13 protein-coding genes are annotated in these 12,495 nt (G+C 67.7%); 5 read left to right on the forward strand and 8 right to left on the reverse strand.

The genetic code is table 11. The features are described 5' to 3' along the window. Nucleotides 1–37 precede the first annotated feature (37 nt). The 6 genes from WS89_RS20035 to WS89_RS20060 all read right to left on the reverse strand — a co-directional run bounded on the left by WS89_RS20035 (nucleotide 38) and on the right by WS89_RS20060 (nucleotide 5,436). Entirely contained in the window at nucleotides 38–556 is a 519-nt protein-coding gene (locus WS89_RS20035) for a DUF3455 domain-containing protein (protein WP_059792902.1), read from the reverse strand. A gap of 219 nt (nucleotides 557–775) precedes the next feature. Next, on the reverse strand, nucleotides 776–1,891 hold the full coding sequence (locus tag WS89_RS20040; protein ID WP_059792904.1) for an alkene reductase: 1,116 nt from the start codon (nucleotides 1,889–1,891) through the stop codon (nucleotides 776–778). A 68-nt stretch (nucleotides 1,892–1,959) separates the two neighbouring features. Next, the gene (gene dkgB / locus WS89_RS20045) at nucleotides 1,960–2,766 is read right to left on the reverse strand and encodes a 2,5-didehydrogluconate reductase DkgB (RefSeq protein ID WP_059792906.1); all 807 of its coding nucleotides are present in this window, start codon (nucleotides 2,764–2,766) and stop codon (nucleotides 1,960–1,962) included. Between the two features lie 150 nt (nucleotides 2,767–2,916). After that, nucleotides 2,917–3,867 (reverse strand): LLM class oxidoreductase, encoded by a 951-nt coding sequence (locus WS89_RS20050; protein ID WP_059792908.1) that lies wholly within the window; start codon nucleotides 3,865–3,867, stop codon nucleotides 2,917–2,919. A gap of 14 nt (nucleotides 3,868–3,881) precedes the next feature. After that, nucleotides 3,882–4,205, reverse strand: coding sequence for a MoaF-related domain-containing protein (locus WS89_RS20055; RefSeq protein WP_059499420.1), 324 nt, complete (start codon nucleotides 4,203–4,205; stop codon nucleotides 3,882–3,884). 28 nt (nucleotides 4,206–4,233) lie between these two features. Beyond that, complete coding sequence (locus tag WS89_RS20060) at nucleotides 4,234–5,436, reverse strand: MFS transporter (RefSeq protein ID WP_059792910.1); 1,203 nt, start codon at nucleotides 5,434–5,436, stop codon at nucleotides 4,234–4,236. A gap of 101 nt (nucleotides 5,437–5,537) precedes the next feature. On the opposite strand from WS89_RS20060, the gene WS89_RS20065 reads away from it, so the two are divergent. After that, complete coding sequence (locus WS89_RS20065) at nucleotides 5,538–6,479, forward strand: LysR family transcriptional regulator (protein ID WP_059499418.1); 942 nt, start codon at nucleotides 5,538–5,540, stop codon at nucleotides 6,477–6,479. Nucleotides 6,480–6,551: 72 nt separating this feature from the next. On the opposite strand, the gene zwf is transcribed toward WS89_RS20065, so the two are convergent. Then, complete coding sequence (gene zwf, locus WS89_RS20070) at nucleotides 6,552–8,027, reverse strand: glucose-6-phosphate dehydrogenase (protein ID WP_059499417.1); 1,476 nt, start codon at nucleotides 8,025–8,027, stop codon at nucleotides 6,552–6,554. A gap of 200 nt (nucleotides 8,028–8,227) precedes the next feature. Here zwf and WS89_RS20075 point away from each other — a divergent pair, with 200 nt between their 5' ends. Further along, entirely contained in the window at nucleotides 8,228–8,806 is a 579-nt protein-coding gene (locus WS89_RS20075; protein ID WP_059792912.1) for a TetR/AcrR family transcriptional regulator, read from the forward strand. 152 nt (nucleotides 8,807–8,958) lie between these two features. Continuing rightward, nucleotides 8,959–9,834: an SDR family NAD(P)-dependent oxidoreductase gene (locus tag WS89_RS20080; RefSeq protein WP_059792913.1), complete on the forward strand. Its 876-nt coding sequence runs from the start codon at nucleotides 8,959–8,961 to the stop codon at nucleotides 9,832–9,834. Between the two features lie 139 nt (nucleotides 9,835–9,973). Here the strand turns inward: WS89_RS20080 and WS89_RS20085 are convergent, their stop codons facing one another. Next, a complete protein-coding gene (locus WS89_RS20085; protein WP_059792915.1) occupies nucleotides 9,974–10,684 on the reverse strand; it encodes an IclR family transcriptional regulator in 711 nt (236 codons plus the stop codon). 165 nt (nucleotides 10,685–10,849) lie between these two features. On the opposite strand from WS89_RS20085, the gene WS89_RS20090 reads away from it, so the two are divergent. Then, nucleotides 10,850–11,548, forward strand: coding sequence for a methyltransferase (locus WS89_RS20090; protein ID WP_059792917.1), 699 nt, complete (start codon nucleotides 10,850–10,852; stop codon nucleotides 11,546–11,548). Next, entirely contained in the window at nucleotides 11,548–12,495 is a 948-nt protein-coding gene (locus tag WS89_RS20095; protein ID WP_059792920.1) for an NAD(P)-dependent oxidoreductase, read from the forward strand. The genes WS89_RS20090 and WS89_RS20095 overlap by 1 nt, the downstream gene beginning before the upstream one ends.

Consider the following 12,495-nt stretch of genomic DNA (forward strand, 5'->3'; position numbering starts at 1 on the left):
GACGGGATGACACCCGTCGCTTGCGACGCCGCGCGCGTCACTTCAGGAACACGTATCGCGCGAAGTACGGGAAGCGGCCGACCGCATGCTCGGTCGTGCACGTCGCGGCCGGCGGCGTGCCGCCCGCCGTGTCGAGCCGCTGCACGAAGCGCACGCCGGCGAGCGTGCCGGTTGCGGCCGGCGTCGCCGCGAGCAGCAGTTGCGGAATACTGGCCGGGCTTGCGCTCGGCGCTTCCGCGAGCTTCTTGCCGGTAATGCGGCTACCGTCGAGTGCTTCCCACGACGGCCCCGCACCGTGCCGGACGACGAGCGTGCCGCCGCCGTCGAACAGCATCGCCTCCGGGCGCTTGAAGGTCCACGCGAGCCGGTGGTCGGCATCGTATTCGCACGAATAGATCTGCACGCCGGTCGCAGTGGTCGTCAGCACCGGCGTGGCCGGCGCTGGCGCCGTGAGGCCGGCGGCCTCGTCGGCTTGTGCGGGCGAGGTAAAGGCCACCAGGGAAAAACCGGCCGCAAGGGCCAGCAGCATGTCGCGTGTCGGGGAGAGGCTTGGCATGACGGAGCGTCCTTTCAGGTCGGGTGACGGTCGTACGGCGTCGATCCCGTCAACGTTAGACGTCGATCGCACAGGCTGCAATGCGGAAATGGCAATCGCGGCGATAGTCGCCGCGATTGCCGAAGGACGGATGTGCGATCAGCGGATCGCGACCGGGTTGATGTTGACCTGCGTGGAGCCGACGGACAGCGGCTGACCGGGCACGAACGGGAGAATCGTTCAGGCCGCGGCTTGCGCGAGCGTCGGGTAGTCGGTCAGGCCGTGGGCGCCGCCGCCAAACAGCGTGTTGCGGTCGTGCGGCGCGAGCGCGGCACCGGTGCGCAGCCGCTCGGGCAGGTCGGGGTTCGCGACGAACGGGCGGCCGAATGCGACGAGGTCGGCCCAGCCGGCGGCGATCGCTTCGCGTGCGCGCTCGGCGGTGTACGCGCCGGCATAGATCAGCACGCCCGGGAACGCGGCGCGCAATTGCTGCTTGAAGGCGACCGGCATCAGCGGTGCGTCGTCCCAGTCGGCTTCCGCGATGTGCAGGTAGCCGACGCCGAGTTCGCCGAGCAGCTTCGCGGCGGCGACGTAGGTCGTTTCCGGATCGTCGTCGACGCAGCCGTTCAGCGTGGTCAGCGGCGCCAGGCGGATACCGACGCGCGATGCGTCGCCGGCCCCTTCGATCAGCGCCTGCGCGACTTCGCGCAAGAAGCGCAGCCGGTTTTCCAGCGAGCCGCCGTACGCGTCGGTGCGCGTGTTCGCGTTCGAGTCGATGAACTGGTTCACGAGGTAGCCGTTCGCGCCGTGCAGCTCGACGCCGTCGAAGCCGGCTTCGATCGCGTGGCGGGCGGCGGCGCGGTATTGATCGACGATCTCGCGGATCTCGTCGATCGACAGCGCGCGCGGCTCGGACGCCTGCACGAAACCCGGCGTGCTGCCGTCTTCGCCGGCGATGAACACGTTCACGCCCTTCGCCTGGAGCGGCGACGACGACACGGGTTGCGCGCCGCCGAGCAGGCTCGTGTGGCTCAGCCGGCCGACGTGCCACAGCTGCGCGAAGATGCGGCCGTGCGCGGCATGCACGGCGTCCGTCACCTTGCGCCAGCCGGCGACTTGCGATGGCGTGTGGATGCCCGGCGTCCATGCGTAACCTTTGCCGAGCGGCGCGATGTAGGTGCCTTCGCTGATGATCAGCCCCGCACTCGCGCGCTGCGCGTAATACGCGGCCATCAGTTCGTTGGCTTCGTCGCCGGGCTGGCTCGCGCGCGAGCGCGTCATCGGCGGCATCACGATGCGGTTCGGCAGTGTCAGCGCGCCGAGTCGCAGCGGTTGGAAAAGCGGGTCCTGGGTCATGGTGGTGTCCTGTCGGTGCCGCGGCCGGCGGGCCGCGACGGGTCATGTCGGATGAGGGCGCGGCGCGCTCAGTCCCACTTCGGCGCGAGGCCGGCCGGGTCGACTTCGCGACCGTTGCGTTCGAGCGCGGCGATCTGCGCCATGTCTTCGTCGGTCAGGCGCAGCGTCTGCACGAGCAGGTTGCTCGCGAGGTTCTCGCGCCTGGTCGACGAAGGAATCACCGAGTAGCCGAGCTGCAGCGCCCATGCGAGTGCGACTTGCGCCGGCGTCGCGTCGTGGCGCTGCGCGATTGCGCCGAGCACCGGATCGCCGAGCACCTTGCCGTACGCGAGCGTCATGTACGACGTCACGTGGATGCCTTCGGCGTTCAGGAACTCGACCAGCTTGCGGTTCTGCAGGTACGGGCTCAGCTCGATCTGGTTCGTCGCGATCGCGTCCTTGCCGACGGCCGCGATCGCTTCCTTCGTCAGTTCGATGTTGAAGTTCGAGATGCCGATCCTGCGCGTGAGGCCCTTCGCCTTCGCGTCGGCCAGCGCGGTCATGAACGCGTCGATCGACACGCCGTTGCCCGGCGCCGGCCAATGGATCAGCGTCAGGTCGACGTAGTCGGTGCGCAGCTTGCGCAGGCTTTCCTCGAGGCTGGCCGCCAGCTTGTCCGGCGCGTAGTTGTCGACCCAGATCTTCGTCGTGAGAAACAGGTCTTCGCGGCGCACGCCCGACGCGGCGATCGCTTCGCCGACTTCGGCTTCGTTGCCGTAGATCTGCGCGGTGTCGATCGCGCGGTAGCCGACTTCGAGGCCGTTGCGCACCGAGTCGATGACCACGTGGCCTTGCAGGCGGAACGTACCGAGGCCGAAGGCGGGAATCTTGCTCATCTGTGCTCCTGAAAGAGGGGGAACGATTGCGGTATCGGAATCATTCTGGCGCTTGAAACTGATGAAATAAACGCCTTTAGATATCAAAAATATTTGATTTGAAATCAAATATTGGTCGGCGCTTCGCCTATGGGAAGACGCTCGTCGGCCTTATGCGGCCCGCGTCTGCGGATTCGTTTGCGGATGGAATGCGGGCAGCACGTCCGCCGCGATCTCGGCCATCGTTTCGTCGAGCGGCCGCCGGTTGCGGCGGAAATGCAGGCCGATGTGCTGCACGCCCGCGTCGCGCATCGCCGCGAGTTCCTCCGTCAGCGCGACGCGTCCCGCGCGGGCGCCGAAGCGGTGCCGCTGCAGCGGCGCGTGCGGATCTTCCGCGAGGTCGAGATGGATGAAGCTCACGTACGGCTTGTCGCCGGCCACCGCACGCCAGCTCGCGGCGCGCTGCAGATGATCGGCAGGCGTGCCCGGATACGCGAGGCAGCCGTCCATGTGCTCGCCGATCCACGCGGGCGTCTGCTGCGCGAGGCCCGCGACGAGCAGCGGCACCGGCGAACGGGCCGCGGGAAGCACGTCCAGGCCGGGCGGCAGATGCCCGCGCGCGCCGTCGCGCAGCAGCGCGACCTGGTCGCGGAAGGTCGCGCCGCGCGTGGAGAAGTCGCGGCCGAACAGCGGATATTCGACCGGCCGGTCGCCGCTCGCGACGCCGAGCAGCAGGCGCCCGCCGCTCAATTCCTGGATCGTCGCCGCCGATTTCAGCGTCAGCAGCGGTTCGCGCAGCGGAAGCACGACGGCCGCGGTGCCGAGCAGGATGTCGCGCGTGATCCCGGCGAGGTAACCGAGATACGAGAATGTCTCGAACACCTGCGCGGCGTCGCCGAACGACGGGTCGTACACCGGCACGTCGCGCACCCAGAGCGCGCGGAAGCCGAGCGTGTCGGCCAGTTGCGCGAGCTCCGCGTGGATCTCCATATCGGGCACGCCGGGGCGGCGGCCGTCATGCTGGCGCTTCGCGTCGCCGGCCGGCGACCAGTCGTTGTCGATCGGCAGTTCGATGCCGATGCTGAAGCCGCCGTCTGCGAGCTTGTCGAGCGACGTGGACATGATGGCGCCTCCGTTCAGACCGCGCGCAGGCTGCCGTCGAGCCGGTAGAAATCGAGCGACGACGCGGTGAAGAACGAGCGCGACGTGCCGGCGGCGAAATCGTCGATATGCACGACGGTGGCGCGATCGGCTTCCTGCCACGAGATCGCGTAGGTCTCGCCGGCGACGCGCTGCCACGTGTATTCGACTTCGCCCTTCGCGCCCGCGTACGGGCCTTCGGTGATCTCGTAGCGCATGTGACGGCCGTCTTCGTCGTATGCGTTGAGCGCGGTGAGGCCGTCGTAACGGACTTCGAAAGTCTTGCCGGCGAACGGCGGGCGTGAGGTCGATGCGTTCATGCTGGTGGCTCCTGTAAAAAAGTGGCGTTCAATGGGCGAGTTCGATGGGGCCGGCCGTGCGCTCGGGCAGCCCGTGGCGGCGGTCGAGACGGCCGCTCAGCGCGGTGAGTGCGAATGCGCCGAGCGTGACGACGGCGGCGATCCACGGCGTGTGGCCGAGGCCGACGTTCGCGACGATCAGGCCGCCGAGCGACGAGCCGCCGGCCACGCCGAGGTTGAAGGCGGCGATGTTGAAGCCCGATGCGACGTCGGTGGCGTCCGGCGCGAAGTGGCGTGCCTGCTTGACGATGTACACCTGCAGCCCCGGCACGTTGCCGAACGCCACGGCACCCCACGCGAGCATCGTCAGGACTGCGAGCCATTTCGCGTGGATCGTGAAGGTCAACGCGAGCAGCACGATCGCGAGCAGCAGGAAGATCCGCTTGAGCGCCTTCACGGGGCCGACGGCGTCCGCGAGCTTGCCGCCCCACACGTTGCCGACCGCGACCGATACGCCGTAGCCGACGAGCACGAGGCTGACCTGCGACGGCGTGAAGCCGGCGATCCGTTCGAGCAGCGGCGCCATATAGGTGAACGCGATCAGCGAGCCGCCATAACCGACGGCCGTCATCGCATAGACGAGCAGCAGGCGCGGCTGGGCCAGCACGCGCAACTGGCGGGCGAGGGGCGCCGGCGGCGTCTGCGGCAGCCCGCGCGGCACGAATGCGACCGCGCCGACGAACGCGACGAGGCCGAACAGCGCGACGATCAGGAACGTCGCACGCCAGCCGAAGTGCTGGCCGATGAAGGTGCCGAGCGGAATGCCGGCGACGAACGCGACGGTCATGCCGCTGAACATCGTCGCGATCGCGCTGGCGGCCTTGTCCTTCGGCACGAGCGTGGTCGCGATGATCGAGCCGACCGAGAAGAACACGCCGTGCGCGAGGCCGGTGAGGACGCGCGCGACGATCAGCGATTCGTAGCCGGGCGCCTGCCACGCGACGAGGTTGCCGACGGTGAAGAGCGCCATCAGCCCGGCGAGCAGCGCCTTGCGCGGCACGCGGCCGGTGAGCGCGGTGAGCAGTGGCGCGCCGATCGCGACGCTCAGCGCATACAGGCTGACGAGCAGGCCGGCGGACGGCAGGCTGACGCCGAGGTCCGCACCGATCGTCGGGATCAGCCCGACGATCACGAATTCGGTGGTGCCGATGGCAAAGGCGCTGATGGTCAACGCAAGCAACGCGAGTGGCATGACAGGATCCGGGTTTCAGTAGGAATGGATCGCAGTGTGCCGGCTTTACTTTTGCTGAAAAACTGGTCTATAAACCAAATTGTTTTGATTTCAAATCAACAATGAAGACCACCCTCGACGAACTCCAGGCCTTTATCGCCGTGGTCGACACCGGTTCGATCACGGCCGCCGCCCAGCACCTCGACCTCACCGTGTCGGCGACGAGCCGCACGCTCGCGCGGCTCGAGGAGAAGCTGAAGACCACACTGCTGCGCCGGACCACGCGGCGGCTCGAACTGACCGAGGAAGGGCGCGCATTCCTGCAGGACGCGCGCGCGATCATCGAATCGGTCGAGAGTGCGGAAGAGCAGATGCTCGCGCGGCGCGAGATGCCGTCCGGACGCCTGCGCGTCGACGCCGCGACGCCGTTCATGCTGCACGTGATCGTGCCGCTCGTGCGCGGCTACCGCGAACGCTTTCCGAAGGTCGAGCTGGAATTGAACAGCAACGAGGGCATCACCGACCTGCTGGAGCGGCGCACCGACGTCGCGATCCGGATCGGCCGGCTGAAGGATTCGACGCTGCACAGCCGGCGCATCGGCAACAGCCGGGTGCGCATGCTCGCGAGCCCCGCCTACATCGAAGCGCACGGCCAGCCGCGCAAGGTCGAGGATCTCGCGAAGCACACGCTGCTCGGCTTCACGCAGCCCGAATCGCTGAACGTATGGCCGATCCTCGGCACGGACGGCGAGCCTTACCGCATCGAGCCCGACGTCTGGTCGTCGAGCGGCGAGACGCTGCGGCAGCTCGCGCTGGAGGGCACGGGCGTCGTGTGCCTGTCGGATTTCGTGACCGCGCAGGATCGCGAGGCCGGGCGGCTCGTGCAGGTGCTCGCGCGGCAGACGCTCGAGGTCGAGCAGCCGATCAACGCGGTGTATTACCGGAACACCGCGATCTCGTCGCGGATCGCGTCGTTCGTCGATTACATGATCGAGATGCTCGGCGCCGGCAGCGGGCGCGATGCGCCGGCTCGGCGCAAGGCCACGTGGCTGCTGTCGCCGTAGCGACGCGGCCCAGGCGGCGCGGCCCCGGCCGGCAACGGGCGTGCCGCGCGGCGGCGCGCCGTCGGGCTGCGCCTACGCCTCTTCGGCCCACGACATCCCGTCGCGCGCGAGCAGCGCCGACGAGGCCGCGGGCCCGAACGTGCCGGCCGTGTACAGGCGCGGCCGGTCGCCGAGCTGCTTCCAGCCGTCGAGGATCGGCTCGACCCACGACCACGCCGCTTCGAGCTCGTCGCGGCGCATGAAGTGCGTGAGGCGGCCGCGGATCACGTCGATCAGCAACCGTTCGTACGCTTCCGCGCGCCGCTCCGGGATCGCCTGCTGCAGGTCGAGGTTCAGGCTCACCGGCACCATGTTCATCCCGCTACCCGGCTCCTTCGCGAGCATCTGCAACTGGATCGACTCTTCCGGCTGAAGCTGGATCACGAGGCGGTTGCTGTAGTGCCGCGGGCCGGTCGGGATGATCGAGAACGGCATGTCCGCGAACTCGATCACGATTTCCGACTGGCGGCGCTGCAGCCGCTTGCCGGTGCGCAGGAAGAACGGCACGTTCGCCCAGCGCCAGTTGTTGATGTACGCGCGCAGCGCGACGAAGGTTTCCGCGCGGCTGTCCGCCGGCACGTTGTCTTCCTCGAGATAGCCCTTGACCGGCTGGCCGTCGACCGCGCCGGCCGTGTACTGGCCGCGCACCGTGTCGCGCGCGACGTCCGACAGCGACATCGGCCGCAGCGAGCGCAGCACCTTCAGCTTCTCGTCGCGCACCGCGTCCGGGTCGAGCGACACGGGCGGCTCCATCGCGACGATGCACAGCAGTTGCAGCAGGTGGTTCTGCACCATGTCGCGCAGCGCGCCGGTGTGGTCGTAGAAGCCCGCGCGACTGCCGACGCCGACCGTTTCCGCGACCGTGATCTGCACGCTGCGGATGCTCGGCGCCTGCCACAGCGGCCCGAAGATCGGGTTGCCGAAGCGCAGCACCATCAGGTTCTGCACGGTTTCCTTGCCGAGGTAATGGTCGATCCGGTAGATCTGCGATTCCTCGAAGTGCTTGCCGACCGCGTCGTTGATCGCCTTCGCGGACGCGAGATCGTGGCCCAGCGGCTTTTCGAGGACGACGCGCGAATGCGCGTCGACGAGGTGCGCGGCCGACAGGTTGTCGCAGATCGTCGTGAACAGCTCCGGCGACGTCGACAGGTAGAACACGCGGATCGCGTCGCTACGTGCCGCTTCGGCGAGCCGCCGGTAGTCGTCCGGCGCGTTCACGTCGATCAGCACGTACTTGAACAGGTCGAGGAAGCGGCTCCACGCGTCGGCGTCGAACGCCTTCTCGTCGATGAACGGGCGCGACTGCTCGTCCATGAACTTGCGGTAGCCGTCGATGCCCCAGTCGCGGCGGCCGACGGCGATGATGCGCGTCTCGGGCGGAAGATTGCAGTGCAGGTGCGCCATGTACAGCGCGGGCAACAGCTTGCGGGCGGCGAGGTCGCCGCCGCCGCCGAAGATGATCATGTCGACGGGCCGGTCGGCCGCGGTCTGGGAAGGCTGATTCGTCATGGGAGGTTCGCGGTTTGAAACGGTGAACGTGAAACGAACGTCGAGGCATCGGGCGCCGGATGGCCGGCGCCGGTACGGCAAAACGCTAATAGTGCACCGTTTTGATGGATTGCGTATGCGTTCCCCCGGATGTAACAGGGCTTGCATTCTCGACGTCGGGTTGCTTATGATTGAGCGCTCACTCATTAAAGGAATCGAACGTGGCCCGACCGCGTAGTCCCGACAAGCACGAAGCCATCCTCGCCGCAGCCGCGCGCGCGCTCGCCGAGGACGGCGCAACCGCGACGACCGCACGCATCGCGCGGCTCGCCGGCGTGGCGGAAGGCACGGTGTTCACGTACTTCGAGACCAAGGATGCGTTGCTGAACGCACTGTATCTGAGCCTGAAGGCCGACTTGCGCGAAGCGATGATGGCCGGGTTTCCGGAGCGCGCGCCGGCCGAGCAGGCCGTGCGACATGCGTGGAACGGCTATGTGTCGTGGGGCATCGCGAATCCGGACGGCCGGCGCGCGCTGCAGCAGTTGGGCGTGAGCGGGCGCATCGACCACGCGCATCGCGCGGCCGGCGCGGAAGGCTTCGGCGCGATCAGCACGCTGCTGCGCGAGCAGGTGGCCGCGTCGGGCGCGCTGAACCGGGACGAAGCGCATGCGTTCTGCTCGGCGTTGTTTACGTCGATCGCGGAAACCGCGATGGAGTCCATCGCACGCGATCCGGCGCGGGCCGATGCCTACCGGGAAGCGGGGTTTCGCGCGTTGTGGGCCGTGTTGCGCGCGGTGTGAGTCGAGGATCGCCGTCGTGGCGTCGCGTGCTGCGACGACCGGCAGAGCGTTTCAGGGAGGGCGATGCAGTCTGCAAGGGCTGCTACGTCGCCCATATTAATGAGTGAGTAATCATTCATTTTCGTCGTTTCATCACGATCAAGGAGCGGAAAATGTCGAAAGTCTGGTTGGTAACGGGGGCTGCACGCGGCCTGGGGCGAGCGATTTCGGAAGCGGTGCTGGCAGCCGGCGACCGGCTGGTGGCCGGCGCGCGCGATCCGGCGCGACTGGCCGATCTGGCCGAGCGTCATGGCGACCGGCTGCTGCCGGTCGAACTCGACGTCACCGACGCAGCGGCAGCCGCGCAAGCCGTCGCCGCGGCACGCGCCGCGTTCGGGCGCATCGACGTGCTGGTGAACAACGCGGGCTACGGCCACACGGCGCCGTTCGAGCAGACGGGCGCCGACGTCTTTCGCGACCAGATCGAAACGAACCTGTTCGGCGTGATCAACCTGACGCGCGCGGTGTTGCCGACGATGCGTGCGCAGCGCGCGGGGCACATCTTCCAGGTATCGTCGGTCGGCGGGCGGACGTCGACGCCGGGATTGTCCGCGTACCAGGCCGCGAAGTGGGCGGTCGGCGGGTTCAGCGACGTGCTCGCGAAGGAAGTCGCGCCGTTCGGCGTGCGCGTGTGCACGCTCGAACCGGGCGGGATGCGTACCGAATGGGCCGCGCGGGCGAAGCGCGGGATCGACGATCTGCTGCCGGACTATCGGCCGTCGGTCGGAAAGATTCTCGACCTGCTCGGCGCGTATGGCGGCCACGAGGTCGGCGATCCCGCCCGGATCGCGGCGCTGATCGTCGAGCTGTCCCGTCGCGACGACGTGCCGATGCGCCTGCTCCTCGGCGGCGATGCGCTGTTCGTCTGCGAGCAGGCGGAGCGGCAGCGCGCGGAAGAGGCGGCGCGGTGGCGCGATGCGACGCTGTCCACGCAGTTTCCGGATGCGACGCTGCCGGACGGGCTCGATGCTTTGAAGGCGATCGAGTAACGGCGGCCGTCGTCGCGGGCAGCGCCTCGACCGCGTCGCTCGCGCAAGCCGTGCCGCTTGCCGCTGCCGATTTGCTCAGCGGCTCAGCGCGTAAAACTCGGCGTTGGGCCGCATGTTCGTCACGTTCGCGATGGGGCGATCAACTGCCGTAGATGTTCTCGCAGAGCGCGACACTGGCGCCCAGCTTCCGCGATAGATCGGCGGCCGCATCCAGTTGGGGTCGATCCAGTTCGCCCGATTCGTGCGCGACGCTGAGGCGGGACGCAGGACCGGACAGCGTCAGCGCCGCCATGAACTTGTCGCCGGCGCCGAAGATCGGCACCGCGAACGCCGCCGTGTGCACATCGCGCGCACCGGCGGTGAAGAGGGGCAGTGCAGGCGGCTTGTCATAGATCGGTTCGCCGAGCCCCCAGAAGCGGATCACGTGGCTGATGGCCGTGTCGTCGAGCGGCAGCATCGTCCCGGCGAGCCGCGTTTCACGCAGACCTTCGGACGGCTCGACCCGAAACAGGCAAAGCCGCTGCCCGCTGTCGTGCACATAGTACGATGCGCTTTCCTTCGTCAGCGCGGCCAGCGCATGCAGCGCCGGTTCCACCACCGTGGACAGATGGAAGGACTGCTCGTACAGCTTGCCGAGGTACAGCACGCGATGTCCGAGCGAATAGTTGCCGGATTGCGCGCGCACGACATAGCCCATTCGCTCCAGCGAGTTCATCAGCCGGTAGACCGTCGTCTTGTGCATGCCGGATGCCTGCGACAGCGTCGCGAGCGACTGCGATTCGGCGCCCGGCTTGAAGCAGTCCAACAGCGAAAGCGCCTTTTCCACGGCAACGACCCCGTCATTTCCCATTTCTTCTCTCCCATCGATACACGACAGAAATTGTACTAGGTAAAACGCTGGTTTACCACGTAAAAGGGTAAACGCCAGTGCCATGCCGTACGTCCTCTGGTTATAGTGATTTCACTATGTACACCACAGTTGTACAGAGTACAACACACAACCCGAGGTCGAATCATGAGCAACCCATTCGTCAGCACATCGCTGATCAATCGCGACATCGAACGCATCTCGCCGGAACTCGTTCAGGCGGCCGCGCGTTACCAGGCCGCGATCCTCGCGGACGTCGCGGGCCGCCGCGGTACGGTGCATGGCCGCGTGCGGCCGCTGTCGCCGAAGATGAAGGTCGCCGGTCCGGCGATCACGGTCGAAGTTCGTCCGGGCGACAACCTGGCGATCCATGCGGCGCTCGCCGTCGCGAAGCCGGGCGATGTCGTCGTGGTCGACGGCAAGGGCGACATCTCGTGCGCACTGCTCGGCGAAATCATGGCGGCGCAGGCGAAGGCGAGCGGCATCGCCGGCATCGTCATCGACGGCGCGGTGCGCGATGCGCACGAACTGGCCAACGGCGACTATCCGATCTTCTCGGCCGGCCTCAATCCGTGCGGCCCGACCAAAAGCATCGCGGGGCGCGTGAATGCGCCGATCTCGCTGGGCGGCACGACGGTCAATCCGGGCGATCTGGTGGTCGGCGATGCCGACGGCGTCGTCGTCATTCCGCGCGCCGACGTCGCGCGCATCGTCGATCTCGCGCAGAAAAAGCTCGACGTCGAAACCGCGCGTATCGAGGCGATCCACAAGGGCGACCTTCGTCCGGGCTGGATCGAGAAGGAACTGCGCGCGGCCGGCATGCTGGCCGAAGGCGAGGCACTGTGATGCAGCTCGCTTCGCATAAGCCCGTGGTCCTCGTGACCGCCGCCGACCTTGCGCCGCAAGCGCTCAAGATGCTTGCTCAGTTCGATGTCGTGTTCGCCGGCAAGCAACCGACCGAAGACGAGATCGTGGCGCTCTGCACCCGGCACAAGCCGGTCGCGATCATCGTCCGGTACGGCAAGGTCAACGCCCGCATCATGGATGCGGCCGACAACCTGCAGGTGATTTCGAAGCACGGCAGCGGCATCGACGTGATCGATCAGGACGCTGCCGCCGCTCGCGGCATCGCGGTGCGCGCCGCGGTCGGCGCGAATGCGGCCGCCGTCGCCGAGCACGCATGGGCGCTGCTGCTCGCCTGTGCGAAGTCGGTTCCGCAGCTCGATGTCCGCATGCGCGAAGGCCATTGGGACAAGTCGACGCACAAATCCGTCGAACTCGACGGGCGCACGCTCGGCCTCGTCGGACTCGGCGCGATCGGCCGGCGCGTGGCCACGATCGGCGCCGCGTTCGGCATGAAGGTGCTCGCGTTCGATCCGTTCGCGAAGGAAGCGCCGGCCGGTGTGAAGCGGGTGCCGCTCGACACGCTGTATGCGGAGTCGGACGTCGTGTCGCTGCATTGTCCGTTGACGGCCGACAACCGCCGGATGCTCAACCGCGACACGCTCGCGCGTTTCAAGCGCGGGGCGATTCTCGTCAATACCGCACGCGGCGGTTTGATCGACGAAGCCGCGCTTGCCGACGCGCTGGCGAGCGGCCACTTGCGCGCGGCCGGGCTCGACAGCTTCGACGTGGAACCGATGACGGCGCCGCACCCGTTCCAGCAGATCCCGAACGTGATTCTGTCTCCGCATATCGGCGGCGTGAGCGATGCCGCGTACGTGAACATGGGGAAGGGCGCGGCCGCCAACGTTCTCGCGGTGCTCGACGAACGCGCGCACAGCGCGGCTTGA

Origin of the sequence: Burkholderia sp. MSMB1072, assembly GCF_001524725.1 — a bacterium.
In the GTDB taxonomy this organism is placed as follows: Bacteria; Pseudomonadota; Gammaproteobacteria; order Burkholderiales; family Burkholderiaceae; genus Burkholderia.